Source organism: Naasia aerilata (assembly GCF_030296595.1).
Taxonomy (GTDB): domain Bacteria; phylum Actinomycetota; class Actinomycetes; order Actinomycetales; family Microbacteriaceae; genus Naasia; species Naasia aerilata.
This window is the reverse complement of sequence record NZ_AP027731.1, coordinates 2162765-2183027: the sequence shown is the minus strand read 5'-3', so window position 1 is coordinate 2183027 and position 20263 is coordinate 2162765. Positions and strand designations below refer to the sequence as shown.

The window sequence follows — 20263 nt, the reverse complement described above, 5'->3', positions numbered from 1 at the left end:
TGCCGCGTGCGGGGGTGCGGATGTCCGCACCACCAGCGCTACTTCTTGAGCGCCTTCACCACCCGGGAGAGGGCACGGCCCGCGACCATCGTGAGCGGGATCGCGACCGCGCACAGAGCCACCACGTTGGGCTGGAAGCGAACCGTGTTGCCGACGGTCACGTAGGCGCCGACGGGGATGGTCGCGCCCCCGCCGCCGCCACCGCCTGCGGCGTCCTCCCCCTCGTCGCTGCCGGCGCCGAAGCCGTACCAGAGCAGCGCGACGGGCACGATGCGCTTGCCGTCGACCTCGATGGGATCGCCGTACGCGGCCTTCGCTCCGAACGCCGTGAACATCTCTCCGAGCCGGACCACGAGCTGTGTCATGCCGCGTACCCTACGCGCGCGCCCGGGCCGTCGCATCCCCCACGGCCCCCGTCAAGCGGAACGGGCACACGAGCGTTTCTCGGTAGTTTGGGAGGGAACCCCCTGACAGGAGACCCGATGGAAGCATGGCCCGGAACCGCATACCCGCTCGGCGCGACGTTCGACGGAAGCGGTACCAACTTCGCCCTCTTCAGTGAGGCGGCGACGAAGGTCGAGCTCTGCCTCTTCGATGAGGACGGAACTGAGACGCGGGTCGAGCTGATCGACATCGACGGATACGTCTGGCACGCCTATCTCCCGCAGGTGCAGCCCGGGCAGCGGTACGGCTATCGCGTCCACGGCGACTACGACCCGAAGAACGGCTCCCGCTGCAACCCGAACAAGGTGCTGCTCGACCCCTACGCCAAGGCGACGGCCGGCGAGTACGACTGGGACCAGTCGCTGTTCTCCTACAACTTCGGCGACCCCGACTCGGTCAACAACGACGACTCCGCCGGGCACGTGATGCTGAGCGTCGTCGTGAACCCGTTCTTCGACTGGGCAGGCGACCGCCACCCGAAGACGCCCTACTCGGAGACGATCATCTACGAGGCCCACGTCAAGGGCCTCACCAACCTGCACCCGGACATCCCCGAGGAGCAGCGCGGCAAGTACGCGGCGCTCGGGCACCCCGCCGTCATCGAGCACCTGCAGAAGCTCGGCGTCACCGCCATCGAGCTCATGCCCGTGCACCAGTTCGTGCAGGACTCGACGCTGCTCGAGAAGGGCCTCCGCAACTACTGGGGCTACAACACCATCGGCTTCTTCGCGCCGCACAACGAGTACTCCTCGTCGGGCGACCTCGGCCAGCAGGTGCCGGAGTTCAAGTCGATGATCCGGGCGATGCACGCCGCCGGCATCGAGGTCATCCTCGACGTGGTCTACAACCACACCGCGGAGGGCAACCACCTCGGCCCCACGCTCAGCTTCAAGGGCATCGACAACGCCGCGTACTACCGGCTCGTCGAGGACGACCAGCAGTACTACATGGACTACACCGGCACCGGGAACTCGCTCAATGTCCGGCACCCGCACTCGCTGCAGCTGATCATGGACAGCCTGCGCTACTGGGTGACGGAGATGCGCGTCGACGGCTTCCGCTTCGACCTCGCCTCGGCCCTCGCCCGGGAGTTCTACGACGTCGACCGGCTCTCCACCTTCTTCGAGCTCGTGCAGCAGGATCCGGTGGTGTCGCAGGTCAAGCTGATCGCCGAGCCCTGGGACGTCGGCCCCGGCGGCTACCAGGTCGGCAACTTCCTCCGCAGTGGACCGAGTGGAACGGCAAGTTCCGCGACACCGTCCGCGACTTCTGGCGCGGAGAGCCCTCCACGCTGGGCGAGTTCGCCGCCCGCCTCACGGGCTCCGCCGACCTGTACGAGAACAGCGGACGTCGGCCGGTCGCCTCCATCAACTTCGTCACCGCCCACGACGGCTTCACGATCGCCGACCTCGTCGCGTACAACGAGAAGCACAACGAGGCCAACGGCGAGGACAACAACGACGGGGAGTCGCACAACCGCTCCTGGAACTCCGGCGTGGAGGGCCCGACCGACGACCCCGAGGTGCTCACCCTGCGCGCCAAGCAGCAGCGCAACTTCCTCGCGACGATGCTCCTCTCGCAGGGCGTGCCGATGATCCTGCACGGCGACGAGCTCGGCCGGACCCAGGGCGGCAACAACAACACCTACGCCCAGGACAGCGAGATCAGCTGGCAGCACTGGGAGGGCGCGGACCAGCCGCTCATCGAGTTCACCGCGGCCGTCGCGCGGCTCCGCAAGGACCACCCGATCTTCCGGCGCAGCCGCTTCTTCGACGGCCGACCGGTCGAGCGTGAGGAGGGCGCCCCCGTTCCCGACGTCATGTGGGTGAAGAGCGACGGCACCGAGATGTCCGAGCAGGACTGGGACACGGCCTACGTGCGCTCGATGGGTATGTTCCTGAACGGCAACGGCATCCGCCAGCGCGACGTCCGCGGCGTCGAGGTGACCGACGACGACTTCCTCGTCTACTTCAACGCCGACGACGACGACGTGGAGTTCACCCTGCCGAGCGAGCACGTCGAGGCGAGCTGGGACGTCGTGGTGGACACCGCCGGCGTCGCCGCCGACTCCGGTGAGCACGTCGCCGGCTCGAAGCTCACCGTGGCGAGCAAGTCGATGATGGTGCTCAGGGCGCACACGGCGCCCGAGGTCGAGCCGGACCACTCCGTGGCGGCATCGCTCGCGGTCCTGACCGCGGCGCAGACCGACGCTGTCGGCGCCGCCATCGCCGCGGGTCCGAAGGTCGTCGCGGAGCCGCGTCCGTGACCGCGACCCCTGTCTCGACCTACCGGGTCCAGGTCCGGGCGGCGTTCGACCTCGCCGCCACGGCCGGGATCGCCGACTACGTCGCCGCCCTCGGCGCCGACTGGCTGTACTTCTCGCCCCTGCTCGAGTCCGAGCCCGGCTCCGACCACGGCTACGACGTGGTCGACCACGCCCGGGTGGACCCCGCGCGGGGCGGCGCCGAGGGCCTCGCCCAGGCGGTCGAGGCGGCGCGGAAGAACGGGCTCGGCGTCCTCATCGACATCGTGCCCAACCACGTCGGCGTCGCCACCCCGGTGCACACGCGCTGGTGGTGGGACCTGCTGAAGAACGGCCGGGACTCCCGCTACGGCGACGCGTTCGACGTGGACTGGGACTTCGGCGGCGGCAAGGTGCGGCTCCCCGTGCTCGGCTCCGCGGACGACCTTCCCGCCCTCGAGCTCGCGGAGGGCGACACCGGCCTCGAGCTGCGCTACTACGACCACCGCTTCCCGGTCGCCGACGGCACCGGGAAGCTCGGCGACGACCCCGTCGAGGTTCACGGCCGCCAGCACTACGAGCTGGTCGACTGGCGGCGCGCGGACTACGACCTCAACTACCGCCGGTTCTTCGCGGTCAACACGCTCGCCGCGGTGCGCGTGGAGCTGCCCGCGGTCTTCTCGGAGTCGCACGAGGAGATCCTGCGCTGGGTCCGCGAGGGCCTCGCCGACGGCCTCCGCATCGACCACCCGGACGGGCTCTTCGATCCGGGCAAGTACCTCGACGACCTCGCAGAAGCCACGGGCGGCGTCTACGTGCTCGTCGAGAAGATCCTCGAGGGCGACGAGCAACTGCCGCCATCCTGGCGCGCTGACGGAACCACCGGCTACGACGCCCTCGCCGACATCGACCGCATCCTCGTCGACCCCGCGGGAGAGGCGCCGCTGACCGCGCTCGACGCGGAGCTGCGCGGTGGCGAGCGGGTCGACTGGTTCCAGCTGATCCACGACACCAAGCGCGACGTGGCCGACGGGATCCTGCACTCCGAGGTCCTCCGGCTCGACCGCGAGGTCGCCGATGCGGTGGACCGCAGCGCCGGCCCCGCGGACGCGATCGCAGACGCCATCGGCGAGCTGCTCGCCTGCTTCCCGGTCTACCGGTCCTACCTCCCGGAAGGGCGGGAGCACCTCGAGGAGGCGGCGACCCTCGCGCGGACTCACCGGCCGGACCTCGTCGACACCATCGACGCGCTGATGCCCGTGCTCGGCGACCCGGCCCAGCCGGCCGCCCGCCGCTTCCAGCAGACGTCCGGCATGGTCATGGCCAAGGGCGTCGAGGACTGCGCGTTCTACCGCTACACCCGGCTCACGAGCCTCACCGAGGTGGGCGCGGACCCGGCCGAGTTCGGCATCGGGGCTGACGCCTTCCACGCCCGGCAGCAGCGCCGGCTGGAGACGTTCCCAGCCTCCATGACGGCGCTGTCCACCCACGACACCAAGCGCGGCGAGGACGTCCGCGCCCGCATCAGCGTGCTCGCCGAGATCCCCGGCGAGTGGTCGGACGCGCTGCTCGAGCTCAGCGATCTCGCGCCGCTCGGCGACGGACCGCTCGCGAACCTGCTGTGGCAGGCCATCCTCGGCGCCTGGCCCGCGAGCCGCGAGCGGCTGCACGCCTATGCCGAGAAGGCCTCTCGCGAGGCCGGGAACTCCACCACCTGGACGGCACCGGACGAGGACTTCGAGAAGCGCATGCACGCGCTCATCGACGCCGCCTTCGACGACCCGCGCGCGTCGGCCATCCTCCAGCGCCTCGTGGACCGGGTCTCCGCGCCCGGCTGGTCGAACTCGCTGTCGGCCAAGCTGCTGCAGCTCACCGCACCCGGCGTGCCCGACGTCTATCAGGGCAGCGAGCTCTGGGAGACGTCCCTCGTCGACCCGGACAACCGCCGCGAGGTCGGCTTCGCGGAGCGACGCCGCATCCTCGCCGAAGTGGACGCGGGGGCGAAGCCGCCGATCGATGAGACGGGCGCCGCCAAGCTGCTCGTCACATCGTCCGCGCTCAAGCTGCGCCGCGACCGTCCCGAGCTGTTCGCCGGCTACACGCCGCTGAGCGCGTCGGGCCCCGCGGCCGAGCACCTCATCGCCTTCGACCGCGGTGGCGCGATGACCCTGGCGACGCGGCTCCCGGTCGGCCTCGCATCGCGCGGCGGCTGGGGCGAGACGGCGCTCGAGGTCGGATCAGCCCCTGTTCTCGATGTCCTGACCGGCCGGCGTCACCAGGGGCGCGCTGCGCCTGTCCGAGGTGCTCGCCGACTATCCGGTCGCCCTTCTGGTGGAAGACGGAGGCAAGCCATGAGCCCCTACGACGTGTGGGCGCCGCGTGCGTCCTCGGTGACGCTCGTCCTCGACGGGGAGCGGCACCCGATGACCGCCGGCGAAGGCGGCTGGTACACGGTCGACATCCCCGCCGACGGCGCCGAGCACGACTACGGCTACCTCCTCGGCGACGGCGACACCCCACGTCCCGACCCCCGCTCCCGGCGGCAGCCGGACGGGGTGCACGGCCTCAGCCGCACGTTCGATCCGTCCGCCTACACCTGGGGCGACGGATCCTGGACCGGCCGTCAGCTCGCGGGCGGCGTGATCTACGAGCTGCACATCGGCACGTTCACCCCGGAGGGCACGCTCGACGCCGCCATCGCGCGCCTCGACCATCTGGTCGACCTCGGCGTCGACCTGGTCGAGGTGCTCCCCGTGAACGGCTTCAACGGCACGCACAACTGGGGCTACGACGGGGTCCTCTGGTACACCGTGCAGGAGACCTACGGAGGGCCCGAGGCGTACCAGCGGTTCGTCGACGCCTGCCACCAGCGCGGGCTCGGCGTCATCCAGGACGTCGTCTACAACCACCTCGGCCCGAGCGGGAACTACCTGCCCGAGTTCGGCCCGTACCTCTCCGAGGGCGGCGCCAACACCTGGGGGTCCTCCGTCAACCTCGACGGCGAGCAGTCGGACGAGGTCCGCGACTACATCCTCTCCAACGCCCTCATGTGGCTCGATGACTACCACGTCGACGGGCTGCGCCTCGATGCCGTGCACGCGCTCGTCGACCACCGCGCCGTGCACATCCTCGAGGAGATGGCGGAGGAGGTCAACGCGCTGTCCGCGCACGTCCGGCGTCCGCTCACCCTCATCGCCGAATCCGACATGAACAACCCGCAGCTCATCCGGCCGCGGGAGGCGCACGGCTACGGCCTCACCGCGCAGTGGAGCGACGACTTCCACCACGCGCTGCACGTCAACCTGACGGGCGAGACGACCGGGTACTACGAGGACTTCAACTCGATCCGCGCTCTCGCGACGGTTCTGGAGGAGGGCTTCTTCCACGCCCGCAGCCTCTCCACCTTCCGCGGCCGCGTGCACGGCCGTCCGCTCGACCTGGAGAAGACGCCGACGTACCGGCTCGTCGTGTTCGCCCAGGACCACGACCAGATCGGCAACCGCGCGACCGGCGACCGGCTGCCCGCGACGCTCGACGAGGGCGGACTCGCCATCGCGGCGGTCCTCACGCTGACCTCCCCGTTCTCCCCCATGCTCTTCATGGGTGAGGAGTGGGCCGCGTCGACGCCGTGGCAGTTCTTCACCTCCCACCCGGAGAAGGAGCTCGGCGAGGCGACCGCGAAGGGCCGCATCGAGGAGTTCGCGAAGATGGGCTGGGATCCGGCCAGCGTGCCGGACCCGCAGGACCCGGAGACCTTCACGCGGTCGAAGCTCAACTGGTCCGAGCCCTACCCGGAGGACGGCGAGGACGGGCTGCACACGCGCATGCTCGACCTCTATCAGCGCCTCATCGCGCTGCGCCACGAGGTGCCCGAGCTCACCGACCCGCGGTTCACCGAGACGTTCGTCGACTATGACGAGGACGAGCGCTGGCTCGTGCTCGCCCGCGGCGGCATCGCCATCGCGGTGAACTTCGCGCAGAACGCCGTCGACCTGGGCCTCGAGGGCGAGCCGCTGCTCGCCACCGACCCGGGCGTCGCCGCCCTGCCGGACGGCTCCATGCGGCTTCCGGCACGCTCCGCGGTGATCCTCGTCCGGAGCGAGTAGCCCGAACTGCCCAGTTCTGCGGCATCTCGCGTCCGAGTTGCCGCAGAACTGGGCGAGTCACGGTGCCGCGGGCGGCGCCTTCTTCGGAAGGAGCGTCGCGGGGCGGATGGTGCCGCGGCCGAAGCGCTGGGTGGCCGCATCCATCACCTGCTCCGCGTCGCGCCAGGCGTCGTCCTCGCTCCAGAGCGAGAGCGTGTCGCCCGACGCGTCGGAGAGCTGCTCCGCTCGCACACCGATGAGGCGGATCTTCCTGCCCGCCAGGTCCTGCTCCTCGAGCAGCTCCACCGCCTGCTCGTAGATCCGCTTCGCCGTCGAGGTCGGCTCGGGCAGGGTGCGCGAGCGGCTGATCGTCGTGAAGTCGGCGAAGCGCAGCTTGAGGGCGATCGTGCGAGCGGAGTACCCGCCGGCGCGGAGACGCACCGCCACCCGCTCCGACTGGTCGAGCAGCTCGCGGCGGAGGAACACCAGGTCGCCCGTGTCGATCGAGAACGTGTTCTCGTGCCCGACGCTCTTCTCCGAGCGCTCGGGGTTCACGCGTCGCGGGTCGCGTCCCCAGGCGAGGTCGTGCAGGCCGCCGCCCGCAGCCTGGCCGACCCACTTCTGCAGCACGTCGCGCGGGGTCTGCGCGAGGTCACCGACCGTCCGCAGGCCGTGCCGGGCGAGGGACTCGGCGGTCGCCTTGCCCACACCCCACAGCGCGGTCACGGGCAGCGGATGCAGGAAGGCGAGGGTCCGCTCGGCGGGAACGATGAGCAGCCCGTCCGGCTTGGAGCGGGTGGACGCGACCTTCGCGACGAACTTGGTGGCGGCCGCACCGATCGAGCACGTGAGCCCGGTCTCGGAGTATACCCGTTCGCGGATGCCGCGGGCGATCGTGCCGGGTGGGCCGAGCAGCCGGCGGGCCCCCGCGACGTCGAGGAACGCCTCGTCGATGCTCAGCGGCTCGACGAGGGGCGTCACATCGCGGAACAGGTTCATCACCTGCCGCGAGTACGCCGAATACTTGGCCCCGTGCGACGGGAGGAAGATCGCCTGCGGGCAGAGGCGCCGGGCCTGGGACACCGGCATCGCCGAGCGCACTCCGAAGGCCCTGGCCTCGTAGGTGGCGCTCGTGACCACGCCACGGCCGCCGGCTCCGCCCACGACCACGGGCTTGCCGCGCAGCTCGGGCCGGTCGAGAAGCTCGACGCTCGCGAAGAACGCGTCCATGTCGATGTGCAGGATCGTCGCAGTCGAGCTGTCGACGTCGCCGTCGGAGACCTGCCGCTCGCCCTGGCCGCCCTTGACGCTCACGCGTCCATTGTCGCCTGCACGGGCGACACCGGCCGAAAGGGCGTCAGGCTGCGCCGGAGAGCTGCGCGGCTCGCGGCAGCTGGGCGAGGGCCGCGTCGACCGACTCGGACCACGCGAGGAGGTTGCCGGAGGAGTCCTCGACCGCCCACGCGCCGCAGACGCAGCTGAGCACGATGGCGCCGTCGCCGAAGTCGAGCGAGACGTCGTCGACCGTGACGCCGGCCGAGAGCTCCAGCGGAGCGGAGCAGCTCTGGGTGATGTGCGGATCGATCATGTCGGGCCCCCTTCTTCGTTTTCCATCGTGACTCCGCTCCCCGCATCGGGGAGGTTGCCACGCCGACAGGATGACCGAAGCCTCCGACAGCGCCCCCGGGCGCTGCACGAAGACGGGCCGATTCGGGCATTCCGGGCCGAAGAGGCGGCCCGGAATGCCCGAACTGGCCCACTCAGCGGACACGGCGTCCGCCCGGCGGGCCGCACGTCAGCGGGCGAGGCGCTCGATGATGCCGCCGTAGAGGAACGGAAGCGCCGAGGCCGCCGGGACGATCGCGCGCCGCACCGGTGAGGTGGCGGCGGCGACGAGCGCTCCTGTGATCGTGCGGAAGTCCCGGGTCCGGGACGCCCACTCCCTCTCGTAGCGGGCGGGATCCCCCGCCAGCACGGCCTCGACCGCGGCGTCGCCCTGGGCGAACCCGACCCGCATCCCCTCGCCCGTCAGCGCGTCGACGTACCCGGACGCGTCGCCCGCGAGCAGCACTCGACCGGCCGTGCGGGCCCGCGAGTTCTGCCGGAGTGGCCCCGCCCCGCGCACGGGGCCGTCCGGGACCGCACGAGCCAGGTGGCCGGCCAGCTCCGGGACCTGCGAGAGCGCCGCCTCGAATCCGGTGTGCCGAGGGCCGAGGATCGCGACCCCGACGAGGCGGGGTCCGACCGGCGTGACGTACGCCTCGACGCTCCTCCCCCAGTGCACCTCCACGAGATCCGTCCACGGGGCGACCCGGAAGTGCCGCCGCAGCCCGAAGCGCGCGCCGGACCGCTTGTCCGCCTCGAGCCCCGTGAGGCGCCGCACGGCGGAGTGCAGGCCGTCGCACGCCACCAGCCACGACCCGCGCAGGCCGCCCGCGGTGACAGAGTCTTCCGTCTGCTCGACGGACTCCACGCGCGCGGGCACGATCCGGACGCCGAGGTCGGCCGCGCGAGCGGCGAGGGTGTCGGAGAGGACCGTGCGCCGCACCCCGAGGCCGCCGGCGCCGCGCAGTCGATGCTCGACGCTCCGCGTGCCGTCCGTGTAGCGGAAGCCCCGGATCGGCTGCCCCTCCGGCGTCACGCCGATGGACGCGAGAGCGGCGACGGCGCCCGGCATGAGCCCCTCGCCGCAGGCCTTGTCGATCGGTCCCGGTCGCGGCTCGAGAACCGCCACGCGAAGTCCGGCGAGGGATGCCCGGATGGCGGTGAAGAGTCCGACGGGGCCCGCCCCGGCGACGAGGACGTCGGCGTCGAGGCTCATGACGGCGCGGCGGCGCGGAGGGCGCGCTCCTCGACCGGGATGCGGACACCGAAGAGCAGGATCGCGTTGAGCACCGTGAACACGAGCGCGGTGACCCACGCGGTGTGCACCAGCGGCAGGGCGACGCCCTCCGCGATCACGGCCACGTAGTTGGGATGCCGAAGCCACCGGTAGGGCCCGCGGGAGACGAGCGTGAGCCCGGGCACGACGATGACGCGCGTGTTCCACTGGCGTCCCAACGTGGTGATGCACCAGTAGCGCAGGGCCTGGGAGAGCAGCGTCACGGCAAGCGCGGTCCAGCCGAGGAGCGGCAGGAAGGGGCGGTCGGCGAGCACGACCTCGGCGAAGCTCGCGAAGATGAGGGCGGTGTGCAGCGCCACCATCCAGGGGAAGTGCCGCTGCCCGTGCTCCACTCCGCCGCGCGCGAACGCCCAGCGGGCGTTGCGGGTGGAGATGACCAGCTCCACGAGCCGCTCGATGCCCGTCGCGAGGAGCAGCAGTCCGAACCAGAGCACCCCGGCGCTCACGCGGCGACCTCTGCGGCCGGCGTCGCGGCGACCGCGTCCGGCCAGTGCAGGAGGACCAGCTCGGCGCTGACGCCGGGCCCCAGGGCGAAGAGGAGGGCCGAGTCCCCCGGCTGCGGCGATGTCCGATCGAGCGTGTCGGCGAGCACGTGCAGCACCGACGCGGACGAGAGGTTGCCGACCGCGGCCATCGACTCCCAGCTGAGCGCGAGCGCATCGTCCGGGAGGTCGAGCGACCGGGCGAAGGACTCGAGCACGCGCGGGCCGCCCGGGTGGGCGATCCAGGCGTCGATGTTGTCGGGAGTCAGGCCGTGCGCGGCGAGGAAGGAGCGGACATCGGTCCCGAAGTGCTCCTCGACCACATCGGCGACGCCTGCGGTGAGGACGATGCGGAAGCCCGTGGTGCCGGGGTTGAAGCCGAGGACGTGCTCGCTGTGCGGATAGAGCGCGCTGCGGGAGTCGACCACGTCCGGCCCTTCCGTGCCCAGCCGCTCGGCGCGGGCGGACCCGACCGCGACGACGGCCGCGGCGCCATCGCCGAACAACCCGCTGGCGACGAGGTTCGCCATCGAGTCGTCATCGCGCTGCACGGTGAGGGAGCAGAGCTCGACGGCCACCAGCACCGCGACGTCGTCCGGATGGCCGGCGAGGTAGTCGTGGATGCGGGCGATGCCGGCGGCGCCCGCGACGCAGCCGAGCCCGAACATGGGCACGCGCTTGACGTCGGGGCGGAGGCCGAGGCGTGGCACCAGGAGCGCATCCACGGACGGCGCCGAGACCCCGGTGACAGAGGTGAACATGACGAAGTCCACCTCGTCGGGGGCGATCCCGGCGGCCGCGAGAGCAGTCCCGACGGCCCGTTCCGCGAGGTCGGTCGCCGCCTCGATGAACCGGACGTTCGTCTCGGTGAAGGTCTGGGGATCCCGATATGCCTCGAGCGGCATGACCAGGGAGCGGCGCTCGACCTTCGCCCCCTCGTGCAGTCGGCGCAGCAGCGCCTGCTTGCTCGGGTCGGGCGTGATCATCGGCGCGAGCATCGCGGTGATCTCGGACTGGGCATAGGAGTGCTCCGGCAGCGCTGCGGCGACGGCGGCGATTCGGGTCACGAGCGTGACCGTATCACCGCCACCAGAGCATTCCCGGCGAACGTCGGGGGAAGGCACAGGGGGCGGACATGCGCCCGGCGGCGCGTCGGCCATTCGCGGCGCGGATAGGGTGACGCAGGGAGGTCGAGATGCCCATCATCGACAACGCGGTCTACGTCGACGGCGTGCGCACGGCGAACCCGCCGAGCCTCGAGGAGACGTTCGAAACCCTGCGCGATCGGAAGGGCATCGCCTGGATCGGCATGTACCGGCCCAACCGGGACGAGCTGCAGGCCGTCGCGGACGAGTTCGGCCTGCACCCGCTGGCCGTCGAGGATGCGCTCAAGGGCCACCAGCGGGCGAAGCTCGAGAAGTACGGCGACGTGCTGTTCCTCGTCCTGCGGCCGGCCCGCTATCTCGACGCCGCCGAGCGGGTCGAGTTCGGCGAGGTGCACGTGTTCATGGGCCACGACTTCGCCATCACCGTCCGTCATGCGGAGGCTCCGGACCTGGGTCGCGTGCGCAAGAGGCTGGAGCAGAACCCGGAGCTGCTCGCCCTCGGCACCGAAGCGATCCTCTACGCGGTGCTCGACGAGGTCGTCGACGGCTACGCGCCCGTCATCGCCGGGCTGCAGAACGACATCGACGAGATCGAGGACCAGCTGTTCGGCGGCGCCGCCGAGGTGTCGAAGCGGATCTACGAGCTCGAGCGCGAGGTCATGGCCTTCCAGCGGGCCGCGGCACCGCTCGTCGACATCGTGCAGTCGCTCGAGCGCGGCTTCGAGAAGTACAACGTGCATGTCGAGCTCCAGCGCAGCCTCAGGGACGTGCTCGACCACGCCATCCGCACCGCCGACCGCGCCGAAGGCTTCCGCACGCTGCTGCAGAACCTCCTGGTGACGAGCGCGACCCTCGTGACCGAGAAGCAGAACGACGAGATGCGACGGCTCAGCGAGACGAGCCTCTCGCAGGGCGAGCAGGTCAAGCGGATCTCGTCGTGGGCCGCGATCCTCTTCGCCCCGAGCCTCATCACCGGGATCTACGGCATGAACTTCCGATTCATGCCTGAGCTCGACTGGCCGCTCGGCTACCCGCTCGCGCTGCTCCTGATGGCGCTGCTGAGCGGCGGCCTGTACCGGGCCTTCAAGAAGCGCGGCTGGCTGTAGCCCTCGGGCCGAGTCAGGCCGCGGTGTCCTCGGCGTCGTCCGCCTCGCGCTCGAGTCGCGCCAGCCGTCGCAGCGCGGCCTGCTCGGCGCCGGGCGGCGTCCCGAGCAGCCTGCCGGTCACGGCGAGCAGGGCTCCGGTGGCCGGCACGAGCGGACCTCGTGGCGCCGACAGGTGCAGCAGATCGCGGAGGTCGTCGGGCAGCGAGGCCACCGCGCCGTTGAAGAGCAGCGGATAGGTGGGACGCAGGGGCGCAGCGAGCGGGGGCCTCCGCAGGAACTTCACCACGTCCGCCACCCGCTCGTCGTGACGGAGGATGCCGAGATAGGACCGGAGCTGGTCGTGCAGCTCCGCCCGGGTCTCGGGCGGGCCGTCGACACCCATGAGCCGTCCGGCGGTCGCCCAGTCGCGCACATAGGCGTCGGGTCCGCCCGGGATCGGCTTGCCCCACACCTCGTGGGCGCCGAGGAAGGCGTCGGTGAACGCCAGATGCACCCAGCGCAGGAGGTCCGGATCGTTCGCCGCGTACGGGATCGGGGAGCCGTCCGGTCCCGGGTACACGCCGCGGACCTTTTCGTGCAGCCGCAGGACCCAGCCCGAGGCCTTCACCGCGTCCTCCCGGGATCCGTAGGTGACCGTGAAGATCCACCGGATGGTGCCGGCGAGCCGGCCGAAGGGGTCCCGCGCGGCGGGAGTGATCGTGGACGCCGGCCATCGCGCCGGGGTGCAGGGCCTGGGTGAGGAGCGCCCGGATTCCGGCGACGAGAGTCGGCATGTCGCCGTGCACGGCCCACGCCGCCGACCCGGGGCCGAAGTAGCCGGGGTCCGTGCCGAACTCCAGGGCGGTGACCCAGGGCGGGTCCCCCGCCGGCTGGCCGGACAGGGTGGTCTGGATCTTCGCGCGGATCGGTTCGCTCAGCCTCGACACGGGTATCAGTGTGCCGTGGCGAACCTCGGAAACCGATGCGGGTCTGCAGCCCCGCATCGGCTCAGGAGAGGTGCCGCTCCGCGTACACGCGCATGGCGTCGCGGACCAGCTTCGCCGTGCCCTGGCCGTGCATGTCGTAGTTCGCCGTGAAGCGCGGGTCCTCGACATACATCTCACCGAGCCCGGCGAAGTACTCCGCAGTCGGACCGCCCTGCGGTCGCTGCGGCGTTCCGGCGATGCCGGACAGCCAGTCGTAGTGCCGCTGCGCGATCGCCTGCACCCGGTCGTCCTCCGCGGCGAGGCCGGCCTGCTTGGCCGCCCCGTAGTCCGCCGCGATGGCGAGCTGCGCGTCCTGGAACGCGCGCTTCTCCTCGGGCGACTTCGCGCGCCACCAGGCGTCACTGTCGCGGTAGGCCGCCTTGCCCCAGCGCTGCTCGACCTCCTCCTTGTACTCGGTGTGGTCGAAGCCGTCGAAGCTCTCGTTCGCTGTCATCTGTTCACCTCCTCTCCTCTTCGCGAGTGTCGTGGTCACCGAGCGGATCCGCCGGTCCAGCCGCTCCCGCTCCTGCTTGAGCAGGTCCAGGTGCACCTCCAGCGCACGCTCGGCGTCCTGCTCCCCCGCCAGCACCTCGCCGATGGTGGCGAGAGGCAGGCCGAGGTCCCGGAGCAGGAGGATGCGCTGAAGGCGCAGCAGCCCGTCCTGGTCGTAGAAGCGGTAGCCGCTCGGGCCCACCCGGCTCGGCTGCAGCAGACCCAGGTCGCCGTAATGGCGGAGGGCCCGTGTCGTCGTGCCGGATGCGCGCGCCAGGTCACTGATCGGCCATTCCACGCGCGCACCTCCGTCGTCTCCATCTCGGTATGAGAGAGCGTAGGTGTTGACGCAGCGTCAACCGCAAGTGCCAGATGAAGGTGGCCCGCCGGGTGCTCCGGTGGCGGCTGACCAGATCACGGAGAACTGGCCGTCACGGGATCACGCCGCGCCGATCGGAGCCCCTTCCGGCTCGGATCTCCGTGATTGGTCAGTGCCAGGTTTCTCCGGGGAGGGTCAGAAGTCCCCGCCGCCGAAGTCCCCGCCGCCGAAGTCGCCCCCGCCGAAGTCGCCTCCGCCACCGAAGTCGCCTCCGCCGCCGCCGAAGAAGCCGCCGTCCGAGTTGCCCCAGTCCCCTCCACCGCCGCCGTCCCCGGATTCGCCGTAGCCACCCGAGTCGCCGCTGTCGCCGGAATCCCCGTTGTCGCCGGAGTCGCCGTTGTCGCCGGAATCCGCGTTGTCGGAGCCGTCGGCCGCGCCGTAGTCGCCGTAGCCGACCGGCGGGAGGAACGCCGACACGAGGGCCGATCCGATCACGTAGCCGGCCACGGTGCCGAGGATCGAGCTGCCGACCATCGAGCCGAAGCTGGGACCGGCGAAGCCGCCCCGTACCCGCCGCCGCGGCCGCCCGCGTAGCCGCCGCCGCCCATGCCGGACCCGAAGCGGCGCTCCAGGCTGCCGGGCTGGCGCAGCTCAGTGCGGGTCGCGGAGCGAGCCAGGGACTCCGGGTCGTCGCCCGTGGGACGCTCCGGACCGTTGGTGAGGTCGTCGAAGATTTGCCGCCGCTGCTCGGGGTGAGCTTCGCGAAGGCCTCCGCGTGCACCTGCTCGATGGTCTCGGGCGGAGCGGTGCGCAGCAGGTACCGGTAGCGCTCGATCGCGATCTCGTCGTCCGTGCGCCCCTGCTGCTGCCGGGGAGGCGGCGGCGTGCGCCGATACTGCTCGGAGTCGTCTTCACGGCCGAGGAGGCGGTCCAGGAATCCCACGGGAGTGTCCTTCCAGCTCGAGGATGGCTCAGACAGTACGGAGGCATTCTGGGGGCGCACTGTGGGCGGCTCGGAGCCCCCGTCCAGGAGCACCGACCTACCGTGGTCGCGTGAGCGGGGCGCGAGGTACCTCACCTGCAGCCCCTTCGGGTCGCCGGCTGCTGTCCCTCGACGGCCTCCGCGGGTGGGCCGCCCTCGTCGTTGTGCTGCACCACACGCTCGAGATCGCGAAGCCGTATCTGGCGCCCGCCTCGGGGACGCCCGTGACGGTCGGCAGCCTCTGGTGGTGGCTGACCGAGACGCCGCTGAAGCTGGCGTCGGCCGGCCAGGAGGCCGTCGTGGTCTTCTTCGTGCTCAGCGGGCTGGTCGTGGCCCTGCCCGCGATCCGCTCGACCGCGCCCTACTCGTGGGGCTCCTTCCTCGCCTCCCGCTTCGTCCGCATCTACCTCCCGGTGTGGGGCGCGCTGCTCCTCGCGTCGGGGCTCATCGAGCTGCTCCCTCGCGAGGAGGGACGCGTGACGGCGCACAGCTGGCTGTCGGATGCGAACGCCACCACCGTGCACGGCTCGATCCTGTTCGACGAGGCCACCCTGTCGCGCTACTCCTTCGACATCGTCAACACGCTGTGGTCTCTCCGCTGGGAGATGGTGTTCGCGGTCCTGCTCCCCCTCTACGTCCTTGCGGCCCGGCTGGTCCGGCGCCGGTGGGCGGCCGCCGGGATCCTGGCGGCCGGGCTCACCATCGCGGGCTTCGCACTGCAGGACGGCACCCTGTCGTACCTCCCCGCGTTCTTCCTCGGGACCCTCATCGCGGCCAACCTCGACCGCTACCGGGCGTGGGCGGAGGCCCGGCGTTCGTCCCGCTGGTTCCGGCCCGCGACGCTCGGCGCCCTGAGTGTGTCCGCGGTGTGCATCATCGCGACCTGGCTGGCACGCCCGGTCGCCCCCGAGGGCTCGCTGCCGTCGCTGCTGCTCACCGGACTCAGCGTGGTCGGGGCCACGGGCCTCGTCCTGCTCGCGCTCGCCCCCACCGGGTTCGCTCGCGGGCTCGGGATGAGGGCGTCGCAGTGGCTCGGTCGCGTCTCGTTCAGCCTGTACCTGGTGCACGTGCCGCTGCTCGTGACCGCGGCCTTCCTGCTGCGCGACTCGCGGTGGCCTCTCGTCGCCCTGCTCGGCATCCCGGTGAGCCTGGCGGTCGCGGCGCTGTTCCAGCGCTTCGTCGAGGCGCCCGCCCACCGGCTCGCCCGGCGCGTGGGGACCGCGGTGCGGGAGCGAGGCCGGCGGGACGGCGAGCTCAGCGGGTGCCGGCCTCCCGCGCGAGCAGCGCGCGCTTGACGTCGGTCCCCCAGGCGAACCCGCCAAGCGTGCCGTCCGTACGCAGCACGCGATGGCACGGCACGAAGAGGGCAGGCGCGTTGGTCGCGCACGCCGACGCGGCGGCGCGCACCGCGGCCGGCCGGCCGCTCGCCGCCGCGAACTGGGTGTAGGTCAGCGGGCTGCCTGCGGCGATCCGGCGCAGCGCAAGCCACGCCTCCTGGCGGAACGGCCCGCCCGACTGCGCGACGGGGACCCGATCGATGGCGGCGAGGTCGCCCGAATAGTAGGCCTCGACCGCCTCCCGAACGCCGGGGCCCAGCCGGGGGCGAGCGAGGCGGGGCGCCGCTCGGGGCGCAGGCGGGCGAGCAGCGCATCTTCGCTGTCCGTCCAGCCGGAGGCGAGCACGGCGCCGCCCTCCTCGGCGAGGACGCCGAAGGTGCCGTCGGGGGTGCTCATGAAGCCGATCACGGTCGTCATGGGGTGGTCTCCTTCCGGGTTCGGGAAGCCTGGCGGCCCGCACGCGCTGCGGTCCGCCAGAGGTGCAGGCAGGCGTATGAGCGCCAGGGCGCGTACCGGCGCAGCGAGTCGCTGAGAGGTTCGGGGATGCCGAGCACCCGGGCGCCGGTGCGGACCGCCGCGTCTCCCGTCAGGAGCACGTCCGGTGCGCCGAGGACGCGCATGGCGGTGTACCCGGCCGTCCAGGCCCCGACCCCGGGAAGCGCCGTGACGCGCGCGGACAGCTCCGCCTCGTCCAGCCCCGCGTGCAGCCCGAGGGTGCCGTCGGCGAGGCGGCGAGCGGCCTCCTGCAGCGTCCGCAGCCGGCTCGCGGGTCCGCGGTAGACGTGCCCGACCTCGTCCGCGAACCGCGCGGGAGAGGGGAACAGCCGCTCGACGCCGGGGAGCGAGGATTCGATCGGCTCCCCCGCCCGCTCGGCGACCCGGCCGAGCATGCCGATCGCCTGCACGACGGTCACCTGCTGACCCGCGATGGCGCGGAGCAGGATCTCGCCGCCGTCGACGGCGCCCGGCAGGCGGATTCCGGCTACCTGGGGCTGCAGCGGTCCCTGCTCGAGAGCGGCGTCGATGCCGACGGGATCCGCGTCGAGGTCGAAGAGCCGCCGCACGCGCGCCAGCAGCACCGGGAGGTCGCGCAGCTCGTGCACCGTCGCCGACAGGCGCAGCTCGCGATCCTCCGTCCAGCGCAGCTCGAACGTCGCGACGCCACCCGGGAGCTGGAGCGCGCGGCCGTACGACGTTGCCGTCGCGACCTCCACGCCGGGAAGCGCCCGGGCCGCGAGGAAGGTGAAGATCCCCTCCGCGTCGAACGGCTCACGGAACGGGAGCCGCAGGTCGACCCGGCCGGGCGGGCCGGTCTCGGGGCCGCGCCCACGCGCTCGGATCTGCGTCGGCGTGAGATCGAACACCTCACGGAGGGTGTCGTTGAACTGGCGGACACTCGCGAACCCGGCGGCGTAGGCCACGTCGGTCACGGGAAGCGCGGTGGAGACGAGCAGCGTCCGCGCGTTCTGCGCTCTGAGGGCGCGGGCGAGCGCGAGCGGACCTGCGCCCAGCTCGTCCGTGAGAACGCGCGTGAGGTGCCGCGGGGTGTAGCCGAGGTGCGCGGCGAGCCCCGGCACGCCCGCCCGCTCGATCACCCCGTCGCCGATCAGCCGCATCGCACGGGCGGCGAGCCCGCCGCGCGCGTTCCACTCGGGGCTGCCGGGCACGGCCTCGGGCAGGCACCGTTTGCACGCGCGGTAGCCGGCGGCATGGGCGGCCGCCGATGTGGGGAAGAAGGTGACGTTCTCCGGCCGGGGCGTGCGCGCCGGGCAGGAGGGCCGGCAGTAGATGCCGGTCGAGCTCACCGCGGTGACGAACTGGCCGTCGAATCGCGGGTCCTTGGCCGAGATGACCCGGTACCGCTCCGCGAAGTCCACCCTTCGAGTGTCGCAGTCGCTCCGGGGTTCCCCTAGCGGAAAACGGACGCGACTACCGGCCGGCTTCGGAGGACTCCGTGCCTCGCCGGCCGCGCCGCACCCGGCGGACAACGAGGGCGAGGATGCCCGCACCGATGGCCGCGTAGATCACGATGTCGAGGATGTTCGAGTACTTGTCGATGAGCTCGTACTGCGTGCCGAGGAGGGCGCCCAGGCCCACGAGCAGGGCGTTCCAGACCAGGCTTCCGGCGATCGTGTAGAGGGAGAACGTCCCGAGAGGCATCCTCGTCGAGCCGGCAGGCAGCGAGATCAGGCTGCGCACCCCGGGCACCAGCCGGCCGAAGAACACGGCCCGCCTGCCGTGCCGGTGCAGCCACCCCGCGGCCCTCCGGAAGTCGCCCTCATCGACGAGCGGAAGCTTCGCGAGGCCTCGCACCGTGCGCTCCTCGCCGAGCACCCGGCCGAGGAAGTAGAGCACAAGTGCGCCGGCGTACGCACCGGCCGTCGCGGCCACCAGGACGAGGACGAAGCTCATCTCCCCCTGCTGGGACAGGAAGCCCGCGAGCGGGAGGATCACCTCGCTCGGGATGGGCGGGAACACCGTCTCGAGCAGGGCGAGGACGCCGACCCCGAGCTCGCCCGTTGCGTCGATGAGGCGCGCGGCGAACCCGACGATCCCGTGCAGGTCGCCGACCGTCGAGGACGCAGAGGCCAGCACAGCGAGCGGGGTCACTCCTACCACGCTAGGCGACGACGGACCACGTGCCCGCCGGGGGTTGATCGGGACCGCCCCCGCGGAAAGGCTGAGGAGAACCAACAGGAGGTCCCATGACGAATTTCGGCTACACCCTGATGACCGAGCAGAGCGGGCCGAAGGAACTCGTGCGCTACGCCGTCGCGGCCGAGCAGGTCGGCTTCGACTTCGAGGTGTCCAGCGACCACTACTCCCCATGGCTCGTCAGCCAGGGCCACGCGCCCTACGCCTGGACGGTGCTCGGCGCCGTCGCGCACGCGACCGAGCGCGTCGAGCTGGCCACCTACGTCACCTGCCCCACGCAGCGGTACCACCCGGCCGTCGTCGCCCAGAAGGCGGCGACCATGCAGATCCTCTCCGACGGCCGGTTCATCCTCGGCCTCGGCTCCGGCGAGAACCTCAACGAGCACGTCACCGGGGACGGCTGGGCCCCCGTCGCCCAGCGTCAGGACATGCTCGAGGAGGCGGCTCAGATCATCCGCCAGCTGCACACCGGCGAACTCATCACGTGGGAGGGGAACTACTTCCGCGTCGACTCCGCCCGCATCTGGGATGTGCCGGAGGGCGGCGTCCCGATCGGCATCGCGGTGTCGGGCGACTCGTCCATCGAGCGGTTCGCCCCACTCGCGGACCACTTCATCTCCACCGAGCCCGAGAAGGCGCTCATCGACAGCTGGAACGAGCTCACCGACGGGAAGGGACGCAAGATCGGACAGGTGCCCATCAGCTGGGCGCCCGACCGCGACGATGCCATCGACCGCGCGCACGACCAGTTCCGCTGGTTCGGCGGCGGCTGGGCGGTCAACGCCGACCTGCCGACCCCCGCCGGATTTGCGGGCGCGAGCCAGTTCGTGCGCAAGGAGGACGTCGCGGAGCAGATCCCCTGCGGGCCCGACCTCGAGGCGATCGTCGAGGCCGTGAAGCCGTACTGGGAGGCCGGGTACACCGACCTCGCGCTGGTCCAGGTCGGCGACGACCTGCAGCAGCGGTTCCTGGACGAGGCGGCCCGCCCCCTCCTCGACCTGCTGCGCGACGCCGCCCGCTGAGCTCAGGGCGCGCCGGCGCGTCCCGGTTCGAGGAGCCCCCACCCCGGTGATTGAGGAGCCCGCGCAGCGGGCGTCTCGAAATCACCACCGCCCCACGGGTTGCGCCCGCGGGGATCCGTGGATT

Annotated in this window: 14 protein-coding genes and 3 pseudogenes; 5 read left to right on the top strand and 12 right to left on the bottom strand. The window is 71.8% G+C overall.

Annotated features, from left to right (window positions below; all coding sequences use genetic code 11):
- Window positions 1-38: 38 nt before the first annotated feature.
- A complete protein-coding gene (locus QUE51_RS11375) occupies window positions 39-365 on the bottom strand; it encodes a spore germination protein GerW family protein (RefSeq protein ID WP_286276516.1) in 327 nt (108 codons plus the stop codon).
- Between the two features lie 117 nt (window positions 366-482).
- Between QUE51_RS11375 and glgX the strand changes: the two are divergent.
- Together glgX and treY are read left to right on the top strand one after the other, a co-directional pair.
- Window positions 483-2710 (top strand): annotated as a pseudogene (gene glgX, locus QUE51_RS11370) (glycogen debranching protein GlgX).
- On the top strand, window positions 2707-6792 hold the full coding sequence (gene treY / locus QUE51_RS18405; protein WP_434017200.1) for a malto-oligosyltrehalose synthase: 4086 nt from the start codon (window positions 2707-2709) through the stop codon (window positions 6790-6792). The pseudogene glgX and the gene treY overlap by 4 nt, the downstream one beginning before the upstream one ends.
- A 57-nt stretch (window positions 6793-6849) precedes the next feature.
- On the opposite strand, the gene QUE51_RS11355 is transcribed toward treY, so the two are convergent.
- The 5 genes from QUE51_RS11355 to QUE51_RS11335 form a co-directional block, all read right to left on the bottom strand.
- On the bottom strand, window positions 6850-8085 hold the full coding sequence (locus QUE51_RS11355) for a DNA polymerase IV (protein ID WP_286276514.1): 1236 nt from the start codon (window positions 8083-8085) through the stop codon (window positions 6850-6852).
- A gap of 43 nt (window positions 8086-8128) precedes the next feature.
- Window positions 8129-8359, bottom strand: a complete 231-nt coding sequence (locus QUE51_RS11350; RefSeq protein WP_286276513.1) for a hypothetical protein — start codon at window positions 8357-8359, stop codon at window positions 8129-8131.
- Between the two features lie 207 nt (window positions 8360-8566).
- Window positions 8567-9592 carry an NAD(P)/FAD-dependent oxidoreductase gene (locus tag QUE51_RS11345; RefSeq protein WP_286276512.1) on the bottom strand — a complete coding sequence of 342 codons (1026 nt, stop codon included), beginning with the start codon at window positions 9590-9592 and terminating at the stop codon, window positions 8567-8569.
- Window positions 9589-10119, bottom strand: coding sequence for an isoprenylcysteine carboxyl methyltransferase family protein (locus QUE51_RS11340; protein ID WP_286276511.1), 531 nt, complete (start codon window positions 10117-10119; stop codon window positions 9589-9591). The genes QUE51_RS11345 and QUE51_RS11340 overlap by 4 nt, the downstream gene beginning before the upstream one ends.
- Window positions 10116-11222, bottom strand: a complete 1107-nt coding sequence (locus QUE51_RS11335) for a type III polyketide synthase (protein ID WP_286276509.1) — start codon at window positions 11220-11222, stop codon at window positions 10116-10118. Before QUE51_RS11335 ends, QUE51_RS11340 begins: the two co-directional genes overlap by 4 nt.
- Before the next feature lie 128 nt (window positions 11223-11350).
- Between QUE51_RS11335 and QUE51_RS11330 the strand changes: the two genes are divergently transcribed.
- Window positions 11351-12367, top strand: a complete 1017-nt coding sequence (locus tag QUE51_RS11330; RefSeq protein WP_286276508.1) for a magnesium and cobalt transport protein CorA — start codon at window positions 11351-11353, stop codon at window positions 12365-12367.
- 13 nt (window positions 12368-12380) lie between these two features.
- Here the strand turns inward: QUE51_RS11330 and QUE51_RS18150 are convergent.
- The 3 genes and pseudogenes from QUE51_RS18150 to QUE51_RS11315 form a co-directional block, all read right to left on the bottom strand.
- Window positions 12381-13140 (bottom strand): annotated as a pseudogene (locus QUE51_RS18150) (oxygenase MpaB family protein).
- A gap of 214 nt (window positions 13141-13354) precedes the next feature.
- Complete coding sequence (locus tag QUE51_RS11320; RefSeq protein ID WP_286276506.1) at window positions 13355-14122, bottom strand: MerR family transcriptional regulator; 768 nt, start codon at window positions 14120-14122, stop codon at window positions 13355-13357.
- Window positions 14123-14338: 216 nt separating this feature from the next.
- On the bottom strand, window positions 14339-14677 hold the full coding sequence (locus tag QUE51_RS11315) for a hypothetical protein (RefSeq protein WP_286276505.1): 339 nt from the start codon (window positions 14675-14677) through the stop codon (window positions 14339-14341).
- A 519-nt stretch (window positions 14678-15196) separates the two neighbouring features.
- Here QUE51_RS11315 and QUE51_RS11310 point away from each other — a divergent pair.
- The gene (locus tag QUE51_RS11310; RefSeq protein ID WP_286276504.1) at window positions 15197-16420 is read left to right on the top strand and encodes an acyltransferase family protein; all 1224 of its coding nucleotides are present in this window, start codon (window positions 15197-15199) and stop codon (window positions 16418-16420) included.
- Here the strand turns inward: QUE51_RS11310 and QUE51_RS11305 are convergent.
- The 3 genes and pseudogenes from QUE51_RS11305 to QUE51_RS11295 form a co-directional block, all read right to left on the bottom strand.
- Window positions 16380-16879: pseudogene (locus QUE51_RS11305) on the bottom strand (methylated-DNA--[protein]-cysteine S-methyltransferase). The gene QUE51_RS11310 and the pseudogene QUE51_RS11305 sit on opposite strands and share 41 nt — an antisense overlap.
- Window positions 16876-18339, bottom strand: coding sequence for a DNA-3-methyladenine glycosylase 2 family protein (locus tag QUE51_RS11300; RefSeq protein WP_286276503.1), 1464 nt, complete (start codon window positions 18337-18339; stop codon window positions 16876-16878). The pseudogene QUE51_RS11305 and the gene QUE51_RS11300 overlap by 4 nt, the downstream one beginning before the upstream one ends.
- Window positions 18340-18391: 52 nt before the next feature.
- Window positions 18392-19072, bottom strand: a complete 681-nt coding sequence (locus tag QUE51_RS11295) for a DedA family protein (RefSeq protein ID WP_286276502.1) — start codon at window positions 19070-19072, stop codon at window positions 18392-18394.
- A gap of 95 nt (window positions 19073-19167) precedes the next feature.
- Between QUE51_RS11295 and QUE51_RS11290 the strand changes: the two genes are divergently transcribed.
- Window positions 19168-20139 (top strand): LLM class F420-dependent oxidoreductase, encoded by a 972-nt coding sequence (locus tag QUE51_RS11290; protein WP_286276501.1) that lies wholly within the window; start codon window positions 19168-19170, stop codon window positions 20137-20139.
- The last annotated feature ends 124 nt before the right edge of the window (window positions 20140-20263 follow it).

Bases quoted from the DNA above. Each gene is read 5' to 3' on its own strand.
- QUE51_RS11375 (WP_286276516.1), bottom strand. From the start codon at position 365: ATGACACAGCTCGTGGTCCGGCTCGGAGAGATGTTCACGGCGTTCGGA.
- QUE51_RS11350 (WP_286276513.1), bottom strand. From the start codon at position 8,359: ATGATCGATCCGCACATCACCCAGAGCTGCTCCGCTCCGCTGGAGCTC.
- QUE51_RS11345 (WP_286276512.1), bottom strand. From the start codon at position 9,592: ATGAGCCTCGACGCCGACGTCCTCGTCGCCGGGGCGGGCCCCGTCGGA.
- QUE51_RS11330 (WP_286276508.1), top strand. From the start codon at position 11,351: ATGCCCATCATCGACAACGCGGTCTACGTCGACGGCGTGCGCACGGCG.
- QUE51_RS11315 (WP_286276505.1), bottom strand. From the start codon at position 14,677: ATGGTCGGCAGCTCGATCCTCGGCACCGTGGCCGGCTACGTGATCGGA.
- QUE51_RS11290 (WP_286276501.1), top strand. From the start codon at position 19,168: ATGACGAATTTCGGCTACACCCTGATGACCGAGCAGAGCGGGCCGAAG.